At 69.8% G+C, this 21,291-nt stretch carries 20 protein-coding genes; 9 read left to right on the top strand and 11 right to left on the bottom strand.

The features are described from left to right. Positions 1–264: 264 nt before the first annotated feature. Positions 265–1,026: a siderophore ferric iron reductase gene (locus FDP22_RS07925; protein ID WP_138572235.1), complete on the top strand. Its 762-nt coding sequence runs from the start codon at positions 265–267 to the stop codon at positions 1,024–1,026. Continuing rightward, positions 1,019–1,921 (top strand): ABC transporter ATP-binding protein, encoded by a 903-nt coding sequence (locus tag FDP22_RS07920; protein WP_205910859.1) that lies wholly within the window; start codon positions 1,019–1,021, stop codon positions 1,919–1,921. Before FDP22_RS07925 ends, FDP22_RS07920 begins: the two co-directional genes overlap by 8 nt. Before the next feature lie 473 nt (positions 1,922–2,394). Here FDP22_RS07920 and rpe read toward each other — a convergent pair whose 3' ends face one another. From rpe to FDP22_RS07900, 4 genes are all read right to left on the bottom strand, one after another. Further along, complete coding sequence (gene rpe, locus FDP22_RS07915; protein WP_138572236.1) at positions 2,395–3,090, bottom strand: ribulose-phosphate 3-epimerase; 696 nt, start codon at positions 3,088–3,090, stop codon at positions 2,395–2,397. A gap of 92 nt (positions 3,091–3,182) precedes the next feature. Further along, positions 3,183–3,956: an ABC transporter permease gene (locus tag FDP22_RS07910; RefSeq protein WP_430225854.1), complete on the bottom strand. Its 774-nt coding sequence runs from the start codon at positions 3,954–3,956 to the stop codon at positions 3,183–3,185. 160 nt (positions 3,957–4,116) lie between these two features. After that, the gene (locus tag FDP22_RS07905; protein WP_138572237.1) at positions 4,117–4,884 is read right to left on the bottom strand and encodes an ABC transporter ATP-binding protein; all 768 of its coding nucleotides are present in this window, start codon (positions 4,882–4,884) and stop codon (positions 4,117–4,119) included. Between the two features lie 13 nt (positions 4,885–4,897). Beyond that, positions 4,898–5,926: an ABC transporter substrate-binding protein gene (locus FDP22_RS07900; RefSeq protein ID WP_138572238.1), complete on the bottom strand. Its 1,029-nt coding sequence runs from the start codon at positions 5,924–5,926 to the stop codon at positions 4,898–4,900. 470 nt (positions 5,927–6,396) lie between these two features. On the opposite strand from FDP22_RS07900, the gene FDP22_RS07895 reads away from it, so the two are divergent. Then, on the top strand, positions 6,397–6,876 hold the full coding sequence (locus tag FDP22_RS07895; protein WP_138572587.1) for a TetR-like C-terminal domain-containing protein: 480 nt from the start codon (positions 6,397–6,399) through the stop codon (positions 6,874–6,876). 3 nt (positions 6,877–6,879) lie between these two features. On the opposite strand, the gene FDP22_RS07890 is transcribed toward FDP22_RS07895, so the two are convergent. Further along, on the bottom strand, positions 6,880–7,872 hold the full coding sequence (locus FDP22_RS07890; RefSeq protein ID WP_239031904.1) for a LysR family transcriptional regulator: 993 nt from the start codon (positions 7,870–7,872) through the stop codon (positions 6,880–6,882). A gap of 127 nt (positions 7,873–7,999) precedes the next feature. Here FDP22_RS07890 and FDP22_RS07885 point away from each other — a divergent pair, with 127 nt between their 5' ends. The 6 genes from FDP22_RS07885 to FDP22_RS07860 all read left to right on the top strand — a co-directional run bounded on the left by FDP22_RS07885 (position 8,000) and on the right by FDP22_RS07860 (position 14,069). Then, complete coding sequence (locus FDP22_RS07885) at positions 8,000–9,133, top strand: ABC transporter ATP-binding protein (protein WP_239031903.1); 1,134 nt, start codon at positions 8,000–8,002, stop codon at positions 9,131–9,133. A 35-nt stretch (positions 9,134–9,168) separates the two neighbouring features. Then, positions 9,169–10,278 carry an ABC transporter substrate-binding protein gene (locus FDP22_RS07880; RefSeq protein WP_138572239.1) on the top strand — a complete coding sequence of 370 codons (1,110 nt, stop codon included), beginning with the start codon at positions 9,169–9,171 and terminating at the stop codon, positions 10,276–10,278. Between the two features lie 17 nt (positions 10,279–10,295). Next, positions 10,296–11,174, top strand: a complete 879-nt coding sequence (locus FDP22_RS07875; RefSeq protein ID WP_138572240.1) for an ABC transporter permease — start codon at positions 10,296–10,298, stop codon at positions 11,172–11,174. Beyond that, the gene (locus tag FDP22_RS07870) at positions 11,174–11,974 is read left to right on the top strand and encodes an ABC transporter permease (protein ID WP_138572241.1); all 801 of its coding nucleotides are present in this window, start codon (positions 11,174–11,176) and stop codon (positions 11,972–11,974) included. The genes FDP22_RS07875 and FDP22_RS07870 overlap by 1 nt, the downstream gene beginning before the upstream one ends. A 260-nt stretch (positions 11,975–12,234) precedes the next feature. Next, positions 12,235–13,239 carry a fatty acid desaturase gene (locus FDP22_RS07865; protein ID WP_138572242.1) on the top strand — a complete coding sequence of 335 codons (1,005 nt, stop codon included), beginning with the start codon at positions 12,235–12,237 and terminating at the stop codon, positions 13,237–13,239. Continuing rightward, a complete protein-coding gene (locus FDP22_RS07860) occupies positions 13,239–14,069 on the top strand; it encodes a sugar phosphate isomerase/epimerase family protein (RefSeq protein WP_138572243.1) in 831 nt (276 codons plus the stop codon). Before FDP22_RS07865 ends, FDP22_RS07860 begins: the two co-directional genes overlap by 1 nt. A 37-nt stretch (positions 14,070–14,106) precedes the next feature. Here FDP22_RS07860 and FDP22_RS07855 read toward each other — a convergent pair whose 3' ends face one another. The 6 genes from FDP22_RS07855 to FDP22_RS07830 form a co-directional block, all read right to left on the bottom strand. Then, positions 14,107–15,081: a dienelactone hydrolase family protein gene (locus FDP22_RS07855; protein ID WP_205910857.1), complete on the bottom strand. Its 975-nt coding sequence runs from the start codon at positions 15,079–15,081 to the stop codon at positions 14,107–14,109. Positions 15,082–15,172: 91 nt separating this feature from the next. After that, positions 15,173–16,120, bottom strand: coding sequence for a LysR family transcriptional regulator (locus FDP22_RS07850; protein WP_138572244.1), 948 nt, complete (start codon positions 16,118–16,120; stop codon positions 15,173–15,175). A 28-nt stretch (positions 16,121–16,148) separates the two neighbouring features. Continuing rightward, positions 16,149–16,919, bottom strand: a complete 771-nt coding sequence (locus FDP22_RS07845; protein WP_205910856.1) for an ABC transporter ATP-binding protein — start codon at positions 16,917–16,919, stop codon at positions 16,149–16,151. After that, positions 16,916–17,731, bottom strand: a complete 816-nt coding sequence (locus FDP22_RS07840; protein WP_205910855.1) for an ABC transporter permease — start codon at positions 17,729–17,731, stop codon at positions 16,916–16,918. Before FDP22_RS07840 ends, FDP22_RS07845 begins: the two co-directional genes overlap by 4 nt. Before the next feature lie 46 nt (positions 17,732–17,777). Further along, entirely contained in the window at positions 17,778–18,731 is a 954-nt protein-coding gene (locus FDP22_RS07835) for an ABC transporter substrate-binding protein (RefSeq protein WP_138572246.1), read from the bottom strand. Positions 18,732–18,851: 120 nt separating this feature from the next. Continuing rightward, complete coding sequence (locus tag FDP22_RS07830; RefSeq protein WP_138572247.1) at positions 18,852–21,161, bottom strand: methyl-accepting chemotaxis protein; 2,310 nt, start codon at positions 21,159–21,161, stop codon at positions 18,852–18,854. Positions 21,162–21,291 lie beyond the last annotated feature (130 nt).

Genomic DNA, 21,291 nt, shown 5'->3' with positions numbered 1-21,291 from the left:
GCCTCCGGGGCCCGCCAGTCCGAAACGGCGGCATCCCTCCGGGGGATCGCCGGTCGGACACGGCGGCAGGCCACCGGGGGCTGCCGGTCCGACCCGGCGGCGGGCCCGCCGATCTTCACCGGCGGCGGGCCTTCGCTCCCCGTGGGTGTGCCACGGCTGGCGGGCCTGCAGGGCCCGGCGGCACCCCGCCTCGCACCGGTCCGCCCCGGCGGGCCGGCCGTCCCGTCCGCCCGCGCTGTCGCGGGCCTTGCCGGAGAACCCGAGATGATCGCTGCCGATCCCGCCGGATTTCTCGCCGCCCTGCGTGACCGCGCGCCGCTGCTCTCCGGCGAGATGGGCCCCTGCCCGCCCGGCTGGATTGCGGCGGGAGCGGACAATTCCGCCGCCCTCGCCGCCCTGGTCGGAGCGCTGAGCCTGCATGAACCGGGCGCAGGGCCGGCCTACTGGGCCACCCGGGCCTGGAGCATGCTGGAGTGGCAGCCGGCGGCGCTGGCGGTCTATGCCGTGCACGGCTTCGGCCTGCTGCCCGCGCTCGACAGCCTCAGCCTGAGGCCGCAGGGGGCGCTGGTGGCGGGCTTCCGGCTCGGGCGGGAAACCCTGTCGCAGGCCTGCGAGGATACGCTCGTCACCCTCGCCGGCGCCGCCTTGCGCGCGCAGATGGACGTGCTGCTGGCCGATCTCTGCGCCGTCGCCCGGCTGAAACCGGCCAATGCCCGCCGCCTGCTGGCCGATCGCATCCTGTTCTCGCTGCTGCGCGTGGCCCGCCATGTGCCGGGCTTGGATGGGCCCGCCCGCCTCGCCGCCCTCTCCGAGGCCTGGCTGGAGGCGGCGGGGCTGGCCGGCCAGAGCCGGCTGGTGCCGATCACGCTCTCGGGCGGCCGGGTGCAGATGGTCGTCGACCGCAAGACCTGCTGCCTGGCCTATCGCAGCGCCGCCGGAACGGTGTGCGACAGCTGCCCGACCCGCCAGGACGATGCCACGCGCTTCGCCCGCATGAAGGAATACTGGGAGCATCCCGATGTCTGACCCCCGCCCCACCGCACCCTCCGCCGCAGCCCTCGCCGGGCGCAGCCTTTCGCCCGCCACCGCCGGCCTTCCCAACACCAGCCCGGCCACCGCCGGCCCGGCCGGCGGCCCCGCCGCCCGTCCGGCGGCGCTGCAGGCCGAGGGCATCGCCGTGCGGCACGGCGGCCGCACCACGCTGCGGGTGCCCGGCCTCAGCCTGCCCGGCACTGGGATCACCGCGATCCTCGGGCACAACGGCTCCGGCAAGTCCACCCTGATGCAGATCCTCGCCCGCCAGCAGGTGCCGCAGCAGGGCCGCGTCACCCTCGACGGCGCGCCGCTGGAGGGGTTCGCCCAGAAGGCGCTGGCCCGGCGCATCGCCTATCTCCCGCAGGTGCTGCCGGATGTCGCCGGGCTCACCCTGCGTGAGCTGGTGCTGCTCGGGCGCTACCCCTGGCGCGGGGCGCTGGCGCGCTGGCAGGAGGAGGACCATGCCGCCATCGCCATGGCCATCACCCGGGCCGGGCTCGACGCGCATGCCGATGCGCCGGTCGACCGGCTGTCGGGCGGGGAACGCCAGCGGGCCTGGGTGGCGATGGCGCTGGCCCAGGACGCCCCGCTCCTGATGCTCGACGAACCCACGGCGGCGCTCGACCTCGCGCACCAGTACGCCCTGCTCACCCTGCTGCGGGGCCTGTGCGACCAGGCCGGGCGCGGGGTGATCGCCATCCTGCATGACATCAACCTGGCGGCGCGTTTCGCGGACCGGGTGATCGCGCTGCGCGCCGGCGAGGTGATCTTCGACGGCCCGCCGGCGGAGATGATGACCCCCGGCGTGCTGGCCCGGATCAGCGGGATCGAGCTCACCCTCACCCGCCACCCCACCCGGGATCACGACGTCGCCCTAGTCCCCTGACCGGCGGCGCCCTCCCTCCCGGGCCGGCGGTGCCCTCCCTCCCGGGCCGGCGGTGCCCTCCCTCCCGGGCCGGAAACGCCTGCCTCGCCGAGGGGGCCTCACGGCCCCCGCAGCCCGGCAGGCGTGGCGCGGGACCTCCGGTCCCCCGCCGCGGGCGGAGACGTCCGGCCCCTGATGGTGCTGAAGGCGCTGCGGACAGGCGGAGGGCAATCGCGCTGCGCCCGACGGGGGGCGTCCGCCTGCCCGCCCCGACAGCTCCCGTCACGCCGCGGCAACCCGGGCCGAGCCCCCTCAACAGCCCGCACCGGCATCCCGCCCGACGCGCCCGGCGCAGGCCCGCCAGGGCCTTCGCCACGCCCGCCGAGCTGCGGGGGCCGCGAGGCCCCCTCGGCGAGACGGGCGTTTCCCGGCAGGCCCGGAGCGTGACGGCGGTGCCGGCCGGGATCGGGCGAAGACCGGCCGGCGGGGTGCGGTCAGGCGCTGCGGGCGGCCTCGGCGGCCCTGCGGATGGCGCGGATGTTGTCGCCGTAGACACCCGGGTTCGCCACCGAACCGCCCTTGAACACGCCCGAGCCGGCGACCAGCACATCCGCCCCGGCCGCCACCACGCGCGGCGCGGTCTCGGGGGTCACGCCGCCGTCGATCTCGATATGCACCGGCCGGTCGCCGACCATGGCGCGCAGCCGGCGCACCTTCGCGACCTGGCTCGCGATGAAGCTCTGGCCGCCGAACCCCGGGTTCACGGTCATCACGCAGATGAGGTCGATGTCGTCCAGCACATAGTCGATTGCGTCCGCCGGGGTGGCCGGGTTCAGCGCCACGCCGGCCTTGCAGCCCAGCCCGCGGACCGCCTGCAGCGAGCGGTGCAGGTGCGGGCCCGCCTCGGCGTGGACGGTGAGGATGTCGGCCCCCGCCTCGGCGAAAGCCTGCAGGTAGGGGTCCGCCGGGGCGATCATCAGGTGGACGTCCATCACAGTCTTCACATGCGGGCGGATGGCCTTCACCATCGCCGGGCCGAAGGTGAGGTTGGGCACGAAATGGCCGTCCATCACGTCCACATGCACCCAGTCGGCGCCCTGCGCCTCGATGGCCTCGCATTCGGCGCCGAAGGCGGCGAAATCGGCCGAGAGGATGGAGGGCGCGATCCTGATCGTGCGGTCGAAGGTCATGTGCTGCGTTTCCCCGTTTCTGCCGGCCCTCTCGGGCCTCTGGCGCTCTCTAGCCCGGCGGCGGAAGCCTGTCGAGACCGGGCCGCCCCCGCTCAGCCGCGCCAGCCGAGCAGCAGCCGCTCCACCCGCCCGATGAGGAAACTCACCACCAGCCCCAGCACCGACAGCACCGTGACCCCGGCGAAGAGCTTCTCGAGGTCGTAGAGCGCCCCTGCCTCCAGGATATAGGCACCGATGCCGTATTCCGCACCCAGCATCTCGGCGGCCACCAGCAGGATGATGGCGATGGCAAGGCTCACCCTGAGCCCCGAGAGGATGCCCGGCAGCGCCCCCGGCAGCACGATCTTGCGCACGATGGAGAGCCAGCGGAGGCCGAAGCTCTGGCCCATGCGGATCAGCCCGCGGTCCACCGCGTCCACCGCGCCATAGGTGGCGACAACCGTGGGCGTGAAGGTACCGAAGGCGATCAGCGCGTATTTCGACGTCTCGTCGATGCCGAACCAGATCACGAACAGCGGCAGCAGTGCGATCTTCGGGATCGGGAACAGCGCGGCGACCAGCGGCACGAGCCCGGCGCGCGCCAGGGTGAAGAGCCCGATCGCCAGCCCCACCAGGATGCCGGCGCCCGCGCCCAGGCTCGCCCCCACCACCAGCCGGCCCAGCGACGGGCCGAGGTGCTTCCACAGCAGGCCGGAGCGGGCGAGATCCACCAGCGTGGCGAAGACATCCGAGGGCTTCGGCAGCGTGAGGTCGGAGATCCAGCCCGAGCGCGTGCCGGCCTCGATCAGCGCGATGATCACCACGAAGAGCACCGGCGCCACCCAGCGCCGGGCGCCGGGCCGGAACCCGCCGCCGCGAAACGGCACCTCGCGCCCCGCCAGCGGATCCGGGCCGGCAGCGGCCCGCACCGGCGCCGCGTGGCGCCCGCCCGCCGGCGCCGCGCCGGGGGCGGCGGCGCGCGGCGCTCCGCTGCCCGAAGGGCGGGGCGCGGCGGCACCGGCCCCGAGGGCGGGGGTGGTCACGCGGTCAGACATCGAGCAGCTCCGCATCGGCCGCGCGAGCCTCCTCGCGCATCAGGTCCCACAGATGCGCCTGCACCTTCTCCAGCCCGGCGTCGCCGGTGGTGCGCCCGGCCAGCGGCGTGTCGATGGTCACGATCTCGCGGATGCGCCCGGGCCGGCGCGAGAGCACCACGATCCGGTGGCCCAGCCGCACCGCCTCGGCGAGATTATGGGTGACGTAGACGGCCGTGAAGGGCGCCCGGGTCCAGAGCCCGACGAGATCCTCCATCAGCAGCTCGCGGGTCTGCGCGTCCAGCGCGGAGAGCGGCTCGTCGAGCAGCATCACCGCCGGGTTCACCGCCAGTGCCCGCGCGATGGCAACCCGCTGGCGCATGCCGCCCGAGAGCTGGCGCGGCAGGGCGCCGGCGAACTCCGACAGGCGGGTGCGCGCCAGCACGTCCGCGACGATCGCCGCGCGCCGGGCGCGGCCCAGCCCGTGGTCCTCCAGCACCAGGGCCACGTTGCCGGCCACCGTGCGCCAGGGCAGCAGGGCGAAGTCCTGGAACACGTAGGTGAGCGGGTTGAGGCAGCCCTCGGGCGCCTCCCCCCGGCTCATCACCCGGCCCTGCGAGGGGCGCTCCAGCCCGCCGATCATCCGCAGCAGGGTGGACTTGCCACAGCCGGAGGGACCGACGATGCACAGCACCTGCCCGGCCGGGATCTCGAGAGATATGGCGTCGAGCACCCGGGTCCGGCCATAGGAATGGCCGATGTCGAGCAGGGACAGGTCCATCGCCGGGCCTCCTTCAGGCAGCGTCCACGTAGGACGGATCGACCAGCATCTCCGTGGTCACCGCGTCCTTGACCAGGCCCTCGGCGCGGAACCAGTCCAGCTGGTCCTCCACCGAGCCCATGTCCAGCGCACAGCCCGGAGACAGGCGCATGGCGCCGGCGGCGATCTTCCTGGCGGCCACCTCCGGCGCGTCGTCCTCGTAGACGTACTTGTGGATCATCGCGACGATCTCGTCCGCGTCTCCGGCGCTGCGGTCCACCAGGGCCGCGTTGAAATCCGCGGCGCCCCGGGCGAAGGCCGCGATGAAGGCGGCCGTCTTCTCGCGCTCATCAGCCGCGTTGGCGGCCGAGCACATCAGCGTGGTCACCTGATAGTCCGGGATGTAATCGGCGATCAGGCCGATCTGCTTCGCCGCGCCCGCCTGGACCAGCCCGTCGGCGATGTTGGGCACGATGGACCAGGCGTCCACCTGCCCCGACTTCAGCGCCCCGATCACCGCGCCCACCTTCTGCAGCGGGCGGAACCGCAGCTCCTCCGGGTTCACCCCGGCCGCGCGCGCCACGCGCGAGCCCATGTAGTGGAAGGAGGAGCCGGCGGTCGTCACCCCGTAGGAGTGGCCGGCCAGCGCCTCGGGACGGGTGAGCCCGGCCTCGTAGGCGGCGTTGGAGGCGAGGATCACCTGGCCCGGGATGCCCTTTTCCTCGCGCAGCGCGCCGCCGATAACTTTTGCCACACCTTTCTGCGCAAGGCTGATCAGGCCGCCGGTGATGGCGGTGGCCCCGAAGCCCACGTCGCCGGAGGCGATGGCCACGGCCATGGGCTGGGCGGCCTGGAAGAAGCTGAATTCGACGTCGAGCCCGGCCTCGGCGAAATATCCGCGCTCCTGGGCGATAAAGCTGGGAGCGTGGCTCACCAGGCGCAGCGCGCCCACGTTCACCTTGCTGGCAGCGGCACGGGCCGGCAGGCCGAGCCCGGTCAGCCCCGCGACGCCGGCAACGGCGCCGATGCCGCCGAGAAGCCGGCGGCGTGTCAATGTCGTCATTTCTTGTCTCCTCCCGAAACTGCAAGCTCCCGGGCGCGGGCAATCTTCGCGCACCGCTGCGCCCGGGAGCGGCATCATGCAACCTGGCCCGGCGGAAGTCGATGCCTCGCAGGGCGGCGCTCGCCCGGGCGCCCGATCCGGCCTCGCGCGCCCTGCGACCTGCTGCCGCACCCGGCCGCAGGACTGCCCTGCCCCGGGTACCGCAGGCCACTGCCTCCGCGAGCCTGAACCACTTCCGAACCAATATCCGAATGGGCGAGCGCGGAGAGTCGCAGGCATCCATGGGTTGAAATCTCTCCGAGGGATGCGCTAGTTAACCTTACCGGGGTATCGCGTCCGTCGTCCTCGTTTTTTTCTTTGACTTCAAGGAGGCCGGAGCCATCGCACGCCCGCGCGACCCTTCCATTGACGACCGGATCAGGGAAGCCGCCATCCGCCTCTATGACGAGGGCGGATACGGAGCCCTGACCATGACAGCCGTTGCCGCAGCCGCCGGCATCGGCAAGCCCGCACTCTATCGCCGGTATCCGACCATCGGGGACCTGCTGTTCGACACGTCCATCAGTTCATCCATCCCGCCGCAGGTGCCCGAGACCGGCACGCTGCACGGGGACATGTACGCGATGGTCGAGCGTCTCGTCTCCGTCTGCCGCCACGCCCCGCGACAGGTGATGGCGAGCCAGTTCTACCGAGCCATCTGCGAGATCGACTACGCCCGCAGCGTGGAAGACCTGCACGCCACCGTCACCTATCGCCACGTGATGGTGATCTGGGAGCGCGGTGTCATCCGCGGCGAGATCGACCCCGCGATGAATGCCCGCGAGTGCTTCCGCGACCTGTCCTCCTCGGTGGCGATGCGGATTCTGTTCTACCACATGGACCTCGATTCCAGCGCGATCACCCGGCACGTGGACCGTTTCTGCCGCGCCGTGGCCCCGCTGCCCGCCTGAGCCTCAGCCCGGCAGGATCCTGTTTCCCTGCTCAGCCATCCCCTCCGCATCCACCCCCCGCCACACCTCGTCGACCGCGCGCAGGAACTCGCGCAGCGCCGCCGTATGCCTCTGGCCCCGCGGCAGGATGAGGTCGAACCGCGCCCGGTAGCGGTGGCGCGCCGGGGCGATGGCGCGCAGGTCGCCCGCCGCCACCCAGGGCTCGGCGAAGTGATGCGGCAGGAAGCCGATGTAATGCCCGGTGCGGATCAGCATGAACTGCGGCTCGATCTGGTAGACCGTGGCCTGGACATTGGCGAACCCGTGGGCGCGGGTGTCCTCCTCGCGCCAGTATCCGCGGTGCACATAGGGCGCGCCGTTCAGCATGTCCGCGGTGATCCGGTCATCTTCCTGCCCGAAGAACGGGTGGGCCCGCGCGCAGTAGAGCCCGTGATCCTCGAAATAGAGCGGCTGGTGCACCAGCCCGTCGATCTGGTGGAGGAACGCGCCGATGCCGCAGTGGAAGGCGCCGTCGCGCACCCGGCTCTGCAGTTCCTGCGGCCGCTCCTGCGACAGGGAAATGCCCAGCCGCGGCGCCCGGGTGCGCAGCCGGGCGAGCACCTCGTGCAGGCGGTTGTTCGGGTCCCCCGACACGGCGTCGACCAGGCCGATCTTCAGGTCGCCGCCGATCCGCCCCTGCACCTCGCCCACCTCGGAGGTGAAATCGGCCAGCGCCGTGTCCAGCCGCGCCGCGGCGGCATAGACCGACTGCCCCTCCTCGGTGAGGCGGAACCCGCGCCGGCCGCGCTGGCACAACCGCATGCCCAGCCGCTCCTCCAGCGCCGACATGTGGTTGGAAATGGTCGAGGGGCTGAGGTTCAGTTCGCCCTCCGCCGCCGCGAAACCGCCATGCTCGACCACCGCCACGAACACCTGCAACAGGCGCATGTCACTCCCACTGAAGCGCATCGGGAGACCTCTCACCTTGATGAAATCCACGTATGCTTTGAGAAACACCGTTTTACAATCCGAAGCCCCCGGCCGTATGATTATTTTTCAGGCTTGAAAGGTTCCCGGGAGCGGGATCGCGCGCCTGAAAGGGCGCGCCTGCCCAATTCGGGGGCAGGCAGGAGAGAGACGGGGTTTGCATGACGACACTTCCGGCGGCACCGACATGCGGGGCAGCGGCATGACGGCCGGAGCCCAGCCGTTCCTGCGCGCCAGCGGGATCGAGAAGCATTACGGCCAGACGAAGGCGCTTGCCGGCATCTCCCTCGACATCGCGAACGGCGAGTTCCTCACCCTGCTCGGCCCCTCCGGCTCCGGCAAGACCACCTTCCTGATGATCCTCTCCGGCTTCGTGAACGCCTCCGCCGGCACGCTGCACGAGCTGGGCACCGACATCACCTCCCGCCCGCCGGAAGCGCGCGACTACGGCATGGTGTTCCAGGGCTACGCGCTGTTCCCGCACATGAGCGTGGAGGACAACGTGGCCTTCCCGCTCCGGGTGCGCGGCATGGACCGCGGCGCGCGCCGTACGCTGGTGCATGACATGCTGGCGCGCGTCGGCCTCACCGCGCATGCCCGCAAGAAGGTGAGCCAGCTCTCCGGCGGCCAGCAGCAGCGCGTGGCGCTGGCCCGGGCGCTGGTGTTCCGCCCCCGGGTGCTGCTGCTCGACGAGCCGCTCTCCGCGCTGGACAAGAACCTGCGCGAGCAGATGCAGGCCGAGCTGCGCGCGCTCCAGCGCGACACGGACACTACCTTCGTCTTCGTCACCCATGACCAGGCGGAGGCGCTGCACCTCTCCAACCGCATCGCCATCTTCGACCAGGGCCGGTTGCAGCAGGTCGGCAGCCCGGAGGATGTCTATGAGCGCCCGGAGAACCGGTTCGTCGCGGAATTCCTGGGCCAGATCAATCTCTTCCCGGTCTCCGGGCTGCGGGCGGACGGGGCCGGGATGGCCGGCGCCTTCGAGGGCGTGGCGCTGCGCGCGCCGGCCCGCACCGTCGGCACCGGGGCCGCGCATCTCGCGGTGCGGCCGGAGAATCTCACCATCACCGCGGCGCAGCCGGCTGGTGCGGCGAACGCCCTTCCCGCGACGGTGGAGGACGCCGTCTACGGCGGCGCCCGCATCAACCTCGTGTTGCGCACCGCCTCCGGCACCCCGGTGCTGTGTGACCTGCCGGCGGGCAGCGACGCGGCGCTGGTGACCCCGGGCAGCCCGGTGTGGCTGTCCTGGGCGCCGGAGAAATGCCTGCTGCTGCCGCAAGAAGACTGACCGGATAAAACACGTTCTCTGACAGGGAGATACAGATGAACAACGCCTTCCAGAAAGACCAGGCCGCGCTGCTTCTCGAACAGGTCGAGAAGGGCCGGATCAGCCGGCGCCGCTTCACCCAGGCCATCGCGGCCATGTTCGCCGTGCCCGCGGGCCTCGGCGCCACCATGTCCTTCGCCCAGGCCAAGCAACTCGTGCTGGTGAACTGGGGCGGCGACGCGATGACCGCCTATGACGAGGCCTATGGCAAGCCCTTCCAGGAGGAGACCGGCATCCGCGTGGTCGAGGACGGCACCGGCCCGACCGAGGGCGCCCTGCGCGCCCAGGCCCAGAGCGGCAACGTCACCTGGGACGTGGTGGACGCCGACCCGTTCTCCGCCATCGCGCTTGGCAAGGAGGGCGTCGTCCAGCCCATCGACTACACCATCGTCGACAAGTCCAAGTTCCGCGAGGGCTTCGGCTGGGAACATGCCACCTCCGCGTATTTCTTCAGCTTCGTCATTGCCTACAACGCCACGAAATATGACACGCCGCCGGCCTCGCTGGCCGATTTCTTCGACGTGGAGAAGTTCCCCGGCAACCGCGCCATGTACAAGTGGGGCGTCTCCAGCTGGGAAGCGGCGCTGCTTGCCGACGGCGTGGCGCGCGACGCGCTCTACCCGCTGGACCTGGAGCGCGCGCACAAGAAGATCGAGGCCTTCAAGGAGCATGTCTCGGTGTTCTGGGGCGGCGGCGCCGAGCTGCAGAACGCGCTGCTGACCGGCGAGGCCGACATGGCCATCGCCTGGAACACCCGCGCCAAGGTGGTGGAGCAGGATACCGGCGGCGACGTGAAGTACATCTGGGATGACGGGCTGCTGCAGCCCGCCTCCTTCGCGGTGATGGCCAACAACCCCGGCGGCACCGAGCCCGCGATGCAGCTTCTCGCCGCCATGCAGGTGCCCGAGCGCCAGCTTGTGATGTTCGAGATGCTCGGCCAGGGCCCGGCGAACCCGGCCGCCGACGCGCTGATCGCGGAGGAGGACAAGCGCCACAACTGCGTGGACCCGGAGAACATGGCCAAGCAGATCCCGCTCGACATGGAATGGTACGCGGAGAATTACGGCGCCGCACTGGACGCCTATCTCGCCATCATTTCCGCCTGACCGGACGGAGGAGCGCGATGCCGGCCCCCAGCACCCCCCATGCCGTTCCCGTCGGCCCCGCGCCGGGCGGGCGCGGCTGGCGTATCGGAGGCTGGGGCCTGATCGCGCTCCTGCCGCTGTTCCTCTGCGCGGCCTATCTCGTGCCCTTCCTCGGGGTGGCGAACTGGTCGATCACCCTGCCCGAGCCCGGTCTCGGACAGTACCTGCGGGTTGCGACCGACCCGGGCGTGCACTCGGTGATCTGGCGGACCATCCGCATCTGCGCCATCGTCACCGCCCTTGCGGTGATGCTGGCCTACCTTCTCACCTATGTCTGGATCCACGGCAACCGCACCATGCGGATCATCGCCGAGATCTGCATCATCGTGCCGTTCTGGATCTCGGTGCTCACGCGCGCCTTCGGCTGGCTGGTGGTGCTCTACAACCGCGGCATCCTGAACACCTGGCTGCAGGACCTCGGCATCATCTCCCAGCCGCTCACCCTGGTGCGCAATGACGTGGGCGTGGTGATCGGCATGGTGCATTTCCTGGTGCCCTTCGCGGTGTTTCCCATCGCCTCGGTGATGCGCGGCCTCGACGGCCGGGTGCTGATGGCCGCGCGCGGCATGGGCGCCAGCCGGCTGCGCACCTTCTGGGAGGTGTTCGTGCCGATGACCATGCCGGGCATCTTCGGCTCCGCCGTCATCGTGTTCGTGTTCTCGCTGGGCTTCTTCGTCACCCCGGCGCTGCTGGGCGGCGGCCGCGCCATCATGATCGCGGAATACGTCTACGTGCAGATCTTCCAGGCCTCGAACTGGGGGCTCGCCGCGGCGCTCAGCGTCACGATGATCGTGCTCGTCTCCGCCCTCCTCCTTGCCCTGATGCGGATCACCCGCGTCGAGAAACTGGTGCGCTGATGGGACCCTACCGCCCCGGCCCGGTGGCCGTCCTCCTCGCGCTGCTGGCCGGGCTGTTCCTGCTGGCGCCGATGCTGGCCGTGATCCCGATGTCCTTCACGCCGTTCCGCTATCTCAAGATGCCGGAGGGGGAACTCTCCCTGCGCCACTACCAGACCATCTGGGAGAACGCGGACTGGCACGCCTCCATCTGGCTGTCGGTGCGGGTGGCCTTCGTGGCGAGCACGATCGCGACGGTGCTCGCCACGGCCTTCTCGCTGGGCATCTGGTATGTCCAGCCGCGGCTGAAGGCGCTGCTGATCGGCTTCGTGATGCTGCCGATGATCGTGCCGCCGGTGGTCTCTGCGGTGATCCTCTACTTCTTCATGTCCTGGCTGGCCAGGGCCGCGCCGGCCATCGGCTATGACACGTTCTGGGGCGTGGTGATCTCGCATGTGGTGATGATCGTGCCCTTCGCGGTGGTGGTGGTGATGGTGGCGCTGTCGCAGATCGACCGGCGCATCGAGATGGCGGCGCGCGGCATGGGCGCCTCGATCTGGCAGGCCTCGGCCTGGGTGATCCTGCCCAACATCCGCTTCGGGCTCATCGGGGCCTTCGTGATGGCCTTCGTGCTGAGCTGGGAGGAGATCGCGGTCACCCTCTTCATCACCTCGATCAACGCCATCACCCTGCCCCGCCGCATCTGGATGGGCCTGCGCGACAACGTGGACCCCGCGGTGGCGGCGATCTCCGTCATCCTCATCGTGATCACGCTGATCGTGGTGGTGAGCCGGATCGTCTGGCGCGAGACGCGGAAGTAGCGCCGCCCTGGAGTCGCCCTCCGGAATCGCTCGCCTGACCGCCACAGGCGCTCGCCCTGCCCGGTACGCGATGCGGGCGAAGCCGCGACGCCGGGAGCGCTCGCTTGCGCCGCGTCCCCGGGCGGACAGGTACCGCCCGGCCCGATCACGATGAGTCACTAACTCAAGCGCGTCCTCAAGTTTGCTTTGCAACATGACACTTCAAAGCGGGGCGGCGCCGGCGCATGATCGGGGTCGGTCCCAACCAAGGAGGCATTCCCATGCAAGAGGTCTTCGGCCGCCGCGACCTCATCGAGCCGGCGAAACTCAAGGAACTCGCGCAGCGTGACGACGCCCGCGGCTGGAAACAGGTGGGCTCGCATCTCGGCGCCATCGCCGTCACCGGAACGGCGCTGTGGCTTGCCCGGGACACCGCCTGGCTGGCCGTTCCGCTGTTCATGATCCACGGAATGCTGATCAACTTCCTCTATGCCGGGCAGCATGAGCTGAGCCATTCCACCGTGTTCTCGAACCGGAAGCTGAACGAGGCCTTTGGCCGCGCCTTCGGCTTCATCCTGCTCTACCCGCGCGATTTCGACCAGATCCAGCATTTCGCCCACCACCGCTACACCCAGGACTGGGAGAAGGACGGCGAGCTGGCCCGCCCGCCCTATACCTTCACCTCCTACGCGCTCTGGGTGCTGGGGCCGACCTACTGGTATTCGCGGGTGCGCCGCATCCTGCGCTTCTCCGCCGGCGTGGTGAGTGAGCCCTACATCCTGCCCAAGGAGCGCCCGAGGGTGATCCGCGAGGCGCGGCTGCATCTGGCAGGTTACGCGGTGATCGCGGCGCTGTCGCTCTGGGCGCAGAGCTGGGCGGCGGTGCTGCTGTGGCTGGCGCCGATGGTGGCGATGAAATTCGTCCACCAGCTGCAGAACACCATCGAGCATCTGGGCCTGCCGCATAACGACGTCATCACCCAGAACACCCGCTCCACCCGCACCAACGCCGTCATGCGCTGGATGTGCTGGAACATGCAGTATCACACCGCACACCACGCCTTCCCCTCGGTGCCCTGCTACAACCTCTCGAAGCTGCACCAGACCATCTTCACCGACCATGGCCGCAAGCCGCCGCAGATGACCTATCTCGGCTTCCAGGCCGCGGTGCTGCGCGCCTTCGGCCGGGGCCGCACCGAGGCGGATTACCCGCAGGACCGGATCTGGATCTCCGACGACACCGATCTCGAACCCGTCGCCCCGCCGCCCTCGCACCGGGCCGCGTGATGGGCCTGCGCACCTACCAGTCCCTCTGGGCGACAGAGCTGCGGCGCCCGGGCGTGCCCGAGGCCCCGGTTGCCGAGCGGTTCGACCGGGTGAAGGAAGCCGGTTACCACGGCATGTGCATCGACCTCGGGGCGCTCAGCCTCGATGAGGCCCGCGCCACCGTGCCGGACTACGCGCGCACCGGGCTGGCCGGCCTGCTCACCGCCTTTCCGAAATCGGTGGAAGACCTGCGCCCGGCCCTGCACCTGGCCAAGGACATCGGGGCGCCCTACGTGATCGTGGTGGGTCAGGTGATGCCGATCACCGTCTCCGGCATGATCCCCGTGGTGCGCGACTGGCTGCGCGTCTCGGCCGAGGAAGGCATGCCGATCCAGTTCGAGACCCATCGCAACTGCATCACCAACGACCTGTTCTCCACCCTGCAACTGCTCGACGCGGTGCCCGAGATGCGGCTCTCCGCCGACCTTTCGCATTACGTGGTGGACCGCGAGCTCACCTTCCCCATCCCACCGGAGGCGATGGGCTGGATGAGCCGGGTGCTGGCGCGGGCGGACAGTTTCCAGGGCCGGGTGGCCACGCGCTCCCAGGTGCAGGTGCCCATCGGCTTCCCGCAGTTCCGCCGCTGGCTGGACCTGTTCGCCGGCTGGTGGGAGGAGGGCTTTCGCGGCTACCGCGCCCGCACGCAGGCGGATTGCCTCTTCCTGTGCGAACTGGGCCCGCCGGAATACGCGATGACGGACGCGAACGGCGATGAGCTGTCGGACCGCTGGGCCGAAGCGCTGGAGCTGCGCCGCATCGCCGAGGCGGCCTGGGAGCGGGCCGCCGCCTGAGCGTGGCGAGGCCCCGGAGGGGGCCCCGCCCAGTCGATCAGAGCCCGAAGACCGTGCGCATATGCGCGATCACGGCCGTGTAGGCCTGCTGCGTCGCCTCCGGGTCCGAACCCACATGCGGGCCCAGGTCCACGCAGGCATCGGCGTAGCTGAATGGCTTGCCGGTATCGAGGTTGGTGATCACACCGGCCTCGGTCTCACGCATCTTGCAGTTGCGCGCGGTCTGGGCGGTAGCGAGATCGAAGGTCACGGCCTCCTTGGTGGGATAGTCGAACCCGTGCCGGGCATTCGGATAGACGGTCATCTCCACATCCGCCCCCGCCGCCTTCAGCCGCTGCACATAGGTCTCGCAGGTTGCCGGCGGGTTGTAGTCATCCTGCGCCGCGTGGAAGATGCGGATCGGCACGTCGGCGACGGCGGTGTCCTCCATGTATTCGGTCAGGCAGTTGGGGTAGAAGGCCACGAAACTGGCGAAATGCCCGGAGCCCGGGTTCCACAGCGCATTGAACCGGGTGACGGTGGCATAGAGCGCCGCCTGCCCCCCGCGCGAGAAGCCCTGCAGGGCGATGCGCTCCGGGTCGATCCGATCATCCTGCGACAGCAGGTCGAGCGCGCCATAGATGTCGGTGATGTAGTTGAGCCGGCCGACGCTGGCCTGCTTGTCGCCCAGCCCGCGCACCCCGCGCCCGGTGACGGAATCGATCACGAAGGTCGCCACGCCCATGGCGATGTACTGCCGGACCCAGGGCTCGATGTTCGCGCCGATCCCGCTGGAGCCATGCATCAGCACCACGGCCGGGAACGGCCCCTTGCCTGCCGGCAGGCGCAGCTCGCCGGCCACGGTCACCGGCACCCCCGGCATCTTGCCCAGGAACTCGGCGTCAGACAGCGTGCTGCTGGCAATGGTGTGAAGCTCGACGCGGCCCGGAATGTCCGGCGAGGTGAACTCAGCCGCGGACATCGGGCCCGCCAGCAGCATCGCCGCCAGGGCAGACGCAACGGGTTTCAGCATGTTTCACAATTCCCTCTGATCGGTGAAAGCAATACCGAACGCTATAGGGATGTATTTTGAATACAATATATTTCTGGTATGCAGAGATGGTTCATACGGAGAGCACGTCGCGGTCCGCCGCGCGGAAGGCGCCGAGCAGTTCGGTCATCATCGCCTCCGCCGCCGTGCTGCGCTCCCCGCTGCGGCGGGTCACCAGCCGGAAGGTGTTCTCGGTGAAGATCGCGTCCGGGCGCACCGCCCGCAGGGCCCCGCGCGCCACCCAGGGCGCGGCGAAATCCGGCGGCAGGAAGCCCAGGTCCCCGCCGGAGAGCAGCAGCAGGGCGCGCCCGTCGAGATTGTCGGAGCGCGCGCCGGGCGGAAAGCGCGACAGCACCTCGTCGAAGGCCGGGTCGTCGCGCACGCTGGGCCAGATCAGCCGGTGCGACTGCACCTCCTCCAGCCCGGCCTCGGCCGCGCGGCCGAACAGCGGATGCCCGGGGCCGCAATAGAGCAGCAGCGTCTCGCGAAACAGCGGGATGGTGTCGAGGCTCTCCACCGTGCGAGGCAGCACGGAAATGCCGATCTCCGCGGTTCCCCGCAGCACCGCCTGCACCACGCCCTGAGCGCTCGCACTCTCCAGAACGGGCACGACATTCGGCCAGTCGCGCCGGAACTCCCCCAGCGCGCGGACCAGCGGCGCCTCGGCCACGGTGACGAGATTGTCGATCAGCGCCAGGGTGATGCGCCCGGCCATGCTGCGCGCGGCGGAGCCGATCCGGTCACGGAAGCGGTCGATGTCGGTGAAGAGCTGCAGGGCGGCATTGTAGACGATGCGCCCCTCCTCGGTGAGCGCGAACCCGCCCTTGCCGCGCCGGCAGAGCGTGGCGCCGAGGCGCTTCTCCAGCTTTGAAATGTCGAGGGAAATGGCCGAGACGCTCTTGTCCAGCGCCACTTCGGAGGCCGCGAGCCCCTCCTGTTCCACCACGATGAGGAACACCCTGAGCAGGCGCAGGTCGGTGTCCGAGAGCCGGCCGGAGAGGCCCGTCCACTTGCGTCGCATGTCACTCCTTGCCCGGGCCCTGGAGACGTCAGGCGGCCTTGATCGCCTCCTCGCGGATCTCCTCGGTGAGGCGCTCCTTCAGCGTCATGAACTCCGGCGCCGTCTTGAGCTTGTAGAGGCGCGGGTGCGGCAGGGGAATGGGAATGTCGGCCTTCACCCGGCCCGGCCGCGCCGTCATCACCACGCAGCGCGAGCCGAGGAAGATCGCCTCCTCGATGTCATGGGTGACGAAGAGCACGGTCTTCTGGTCCGCCTCCCAGATCTGCAGCAGAAGCTCCTGCATCAGGCTGCGGGTCTGGTTGTCGAGCGCGCCGAAAGGCTCGTCCAGCAGCAGCACCGCGGGGTCGTTCGCCAGGGCGCGGGCGATGGCCACGCGCTGCTGCATGCCGCCCGAGAGCTGGCGCGGGTGGTGGCCCTCGAAGCCGCGCAGCCCCACCTTGTCGACGTAGAAGGCCACGATGTCCGCCCGCTCGGCCCTCGGCAGGCCCTTCTCGCGCAGGCCGAAGGCGATGTTCTCGGCCACGGTGAGCCAGGGAAACAGCGTGTAGGACTGGAAGACCATGCCCCGGTCCGGCCCCGGGCCGCTGACCGGGCCGGAGGGCAGGCGCACCACGCCCTCGGTGGCCTCGTCCAGCCCGGCCACGATGCGCAGCAGGGTGGATTTCCCGCAGCCCGAGGGGCCGAGGATGGTGACGAAATCCTTCTCCGCCACCGACAGGTTCACCGGTTCCAGCGCCCGGGTGGGGCTGCGGCCCCGGCCGCCGGGAAAGGTGCGGGCAACGCCCTCGATCTCGATCACGCGAGGCTCCACGAATAGAGGCGGCGGTTCAGCGCCTTGAAGGCGGTGTCGGAGATGAGCCCGATCACGCCGATCACGATGATGCCGAAGATGATCTGCCCGGTGTTGAGCAGCGCCTGGCTGTCCACGATCATGTGGCCGATGCCGGCGGAGGAGCCGATCAGCTCGGCCACGATCACGTAGGTCCAGGCCCAGCCGAGCACCAGCCGCAGGATCTCGGCGATCTGTGGGGCCGCGGCGGGAATGAGCACGCGGCGCACCACGCCGCCGTCCGTGGCGCCGAGGGTGTAGGCGGCCTCCACCAGGTCGCGGCGCGTGCCGCCCACCGCTCCGGCCACCATCAGGATGATCTGGAACACCGCGCCGATGAAGATCACCAGCAGTTTCTGGGTCTCGCCGATGCCGGCCCAGAGGATGAGCAGCGGGATGAAGGCCGAGGCCGGCAGGTAGCGCGCGAAGCTCACGAAGGGCTCCAGGAACGCCTCGATCGGCTTGTAGGCGCCCATCAGGATGCCCAGCGGCACGGCCACCAGCCCGGCGAGGATGAAGCCGCCGAACACGCGCCAGACGGTGATGCCGATGTCGCCGATGAAGCCGAACTTCGTGAACAGCAGCCAGCCCTCGCTGAGCATGGTGAGCGGGTTCGCGAGGAAGAAGGGCGAGACGAAGCCGCCATAGGTCGCCACCGCCCAGAGCGCGACGAACAGGATGAAGAAGGCCAGTCCCAGCACCAGCCGGACCGCGGGAGAGGCCGGCTGGAGGGGGCGCATGGCGCGGCGAAGGGCGGAGCGGGAGCGGATCTGCGCTGTCATCTCGGGAAATGGCAGGCGTCCCGGTCCGGGGGCGCCTGCCTGGTCCTCACTCGGTCCAGGACGTGTCGACGAGATCTTCCGTGGCTGGAATCTCGCGGATGATGCCTGCGTCGAGCAGCAGCGGCCCGGCTTTCGCATAGAACTCCGGCAGGCCGGTCTTCATGAATTCGGCGCTGGCATCCATGCCCTGCCATTCCAGGTAGGCGGCGGATTTGCCAAACTCCTCGGCAGACTGCTTCACGTCCGCGCCCATGATCTCGAAGGCCTTTTCCTGATCGTTCGCGATCATGTCGAGGGCGGCATAGTACCCTTCCGCCAGGGCCTTCACCGCGTCGGGATGCTCGGCAATGAAGTCCGGCGTGCAGCCAAGCGTGTCCATCACGATCGGGTAGTCGAGCGTGGTGGCGATGATCTTGCCGGCCTCCGGCTTGTCGCGCACCGCGGAGAGATAGGGCTCATAAGTCATCGCCGCGTCGTTCTGGCCGGCGATGAAGGCCTGCGCGGCGGCCGAGGGTTCGAGATTGGCGATGGTCACGTCATCCTTGGTCAGCCCGTTCTCGTTGAGCATCCACAGCAGCACGAAATAGGGCGAGGTTCCGGGTGCGGACGCGGCCACCGTCTTGCCCTTCAGGTCGGCGATGGAAGCGATGTCGTTGCGCACCACCATGCCGTCGGCGCCGTGGGACATGTCGAGCTGGAAGAGCTGCTTGATCTTCACGCCGTTGGCATTCCAGATCATGAAGGTTTCCACCGTCGTGGCCGCGCACTGGATGTCGCCGGAGGCGATGGCGAGGTGCCGGTCCTTCTGGGGGATCTTCACGATGTTCACATCGAGGCCGGCTTCCTCGAACAGCCCGGCCTCGGCGGCAAGGGTGATCGGGCCGAATCCGGTCCAGCCACTCATGCCGATGGCAACCGGCGTGTTCTGGGCAGCGGCCGGAATGGCGGCGGTGGCGGCAAGAAGGGCAGCAATGCTGCCGAATCGAATTGCGGTTTTCACTGTTGTTTTCCCCTGGCTGGACCTGTGGCCCAAAGGGCAACACAGGCGGTCGGGGCTGTCAATTGCGGGGCATGTGCGTCACCGTCGCAACCCGGCGCGCGGGGCCGGGCCGCGCCGGGCTCAGGCCGCCGCCGACCTGGCCTCGACGACGCCCTGCGCATCGAGCAGGCGGAAGCGCGCGACACTCCTGGAGAGCCCGCCGATCTCGCCGTTGAGCCCGCGGGCCAGTTCCACCGAGCGGTCGGCGAGCTGCGCGTTCTGCTGAGTGATGTTGTCCAGATTCGCGACGGCCTGGGCGATTTCCTCGATGCCCTTGTTCTGCTCCTGCCCGGCTTCGGACACGCTGCGGATGTTGGCCGACAGTTCGGCGATGGAGATGTTGATCGCGGAGAGCGCCTTGCCGGTGTCGGCCACCAGTCGGACGCCGTCGGACACGGCGACCGTGGATTCCTTGATCAGGTCGGTGATGTCGCGGGCTGCATCCGAGGACCGCTGCGCAAGTGTGCGCACTTCGCTCGCCACCACCGCGAAGCCCTTGCCGGCCTCGCCCGCCCGCGCCGCCTCGACCGCGGCATTCAGGGCGAGAAGGTTGGTCTGGAAGGCAATCGACTGGATGACCGATATGATGTCGGTGATGCGCATCGAATTCTCCTCGATGCGGCCCACCGCCTTCACCGCGCTGGTCACCGTCTGCTCGCCGGTGCGGGAGGTTTCGGTCATGCCGCCGGCCAGCTTCTCGGCCTCGCGCAGGGCGAGGGAGTTCGAGCGCACGGTGGCGGCGAGTTCCTCCATGGTGGCCGCGGTCTCCTCAAGCGACGCGGCCTGGGCCTCGGACCGGTTTGCGAGATCGACCGCGCCCTCGTTGATGCTCTGGGCGCCGGAGAGCGCGCCCTCCACGGCCTTGCCCATCTCGCCGATGAGCGTGGAGAGCCGGGCCGCCGTGGCATTGGCGCTGTCGCGCAGTTCGGCGAAGGCGCCCTTCTGCTGCCCGGAGATGCGATGGGTGAGATCGGCGTTCGACATGGCGCGCAAGGTCACCAGCACTTCGTCGATGCCGCCCTCGACCGAGGACAGGAGCCCGTTCACCGCCTCCGCCAGGATGCGCAGGTCTTCCTCCTCGAAGCTGATGTCCACCCGGGCGGAGAAATCCCCGTCCCGGCCGGCCTGCACGGCGCTGGAGAGCGAGCTGCGCAGGCGCTCCATGGCCTCGGCACGCGCGTTCAGGTCAAGCGCGCGCAATTCGCGCCGGCGTTCCGCGGCCTTCTCCTCGGCGATGCGGGCACGGGCGTTCTCGCGGAACACCTCCAGCGCCCGCACGATGTCACCCAGTTCGTTACGGCGCTCGGGGGGGAGCGCCACCTCGAGGTTTCCCGAGGACATCTCCCGCATGGGCGTGAGCACCTGCTTTACCCCCCGGGTCAGCCCCCGCAGCAGCAGGCTGGAGATGATCGCGGAGGCCAGAAGCGCGAGAACACAGCTTGCGAGGATGAGGGTGAGACCGCGCGTCGCCTCGGCATGCCGCTCGGCCCCCTGGGCCCGGAGCTGGTCGGTCAGCATGTTCTCGAGGGCGTGCAGGGCATTGATCTTCTCGGTGATGGTGTCGAACCAGGTCGCGGGGTCGATGCCCTCCAGCTTGCCGTCGAGGCCGCCCTGCAGGGCGATCTGGCGCATGCGCTCCACCTCCACCGCGGCGGGGCTTTGCATCATCTCCTCGAACCGGGCGCGCTGAGCGTCTGTCGCATGGGCCAGGAAGGTGCTGTAGTAGAGCTTCTGCGCGCTGATCAGCTCCTCGAACCGGTTCATCAGCGCGGGGGTGAAGCGGCCCGCGGCAAAGGAGGCCGCGCCCACGGCGCGCTCGATGCCGGCGCGTTCCTTGCCCTGCAGGAAGGCGACGTAGCCCATCACGGACATCACCACCTCCGGCTCCGGGCTCACTTCCGCGATCCGGCCGATCAGGCCGAGCGCGAGCGCGTTCGTCTGCGTGTAGTAGCCTAGGGCGTCGCCCAGGGAAATCGTCAGCGAATCGACGTCCTTGCGGATGCCGGGCAGGCGCGAGAGCCGGTCGTTCAGGGCGGTGAGGTCGGCCTGGAAGCGCGGTCCGGCGCTGCCGGGTTCGAAATCCGCGAAGGCGGCCTCCAGCTCGGCGCGGCGGGTGTCGGTGGCCTGCCGCTGGCCGGCGAGCACTTCGGCGAAGCGCTCGCCTCCGCTGTTGACGAACACCGCGGTGGCGCCGCGCTCCCGCTGCTGTTCGTGGACGAGGTTGCTGAAGTGGCCCGCCAGCTCGACCAGGCGTTCCACCTCCTCGATTTCACGCAGCGCGGCAAGATCGTCGCGCGCCATCTCCCACGCGAACCACGCGGCGGCCAAAACGGGTGCGAGCACGGCCAGAATCATGGCGTGCGACAGCTTCAGGTCCTGAATCCTTGGCATGCATCTCTCCGGCAAGAAGTCGGATCGTTCCGGGACTGGGAACGAACACCACGGCGGGAGCCGCCGGGTCCCGATGCAAGTTAGGGATGAGCCCTGAAGAGAGCGTTACCGCAGCGCGGGAGAAACGCAC

This window comes from Paroceanicella profunda, assembly GCF_005887635.2.
Classification (GTDB): Bacteria; Pseudomonadota; Alphaproteobacteria; order Rhodobacterales; family Rhodobacteraceae; genus Paroceanicella; species Paroceanicella profunda.
The sequence above is the reverse complement of the archived record's forward strand: the minus strand, read 5'-3'. Positions and strand labels throughout refer to the sequence as shown.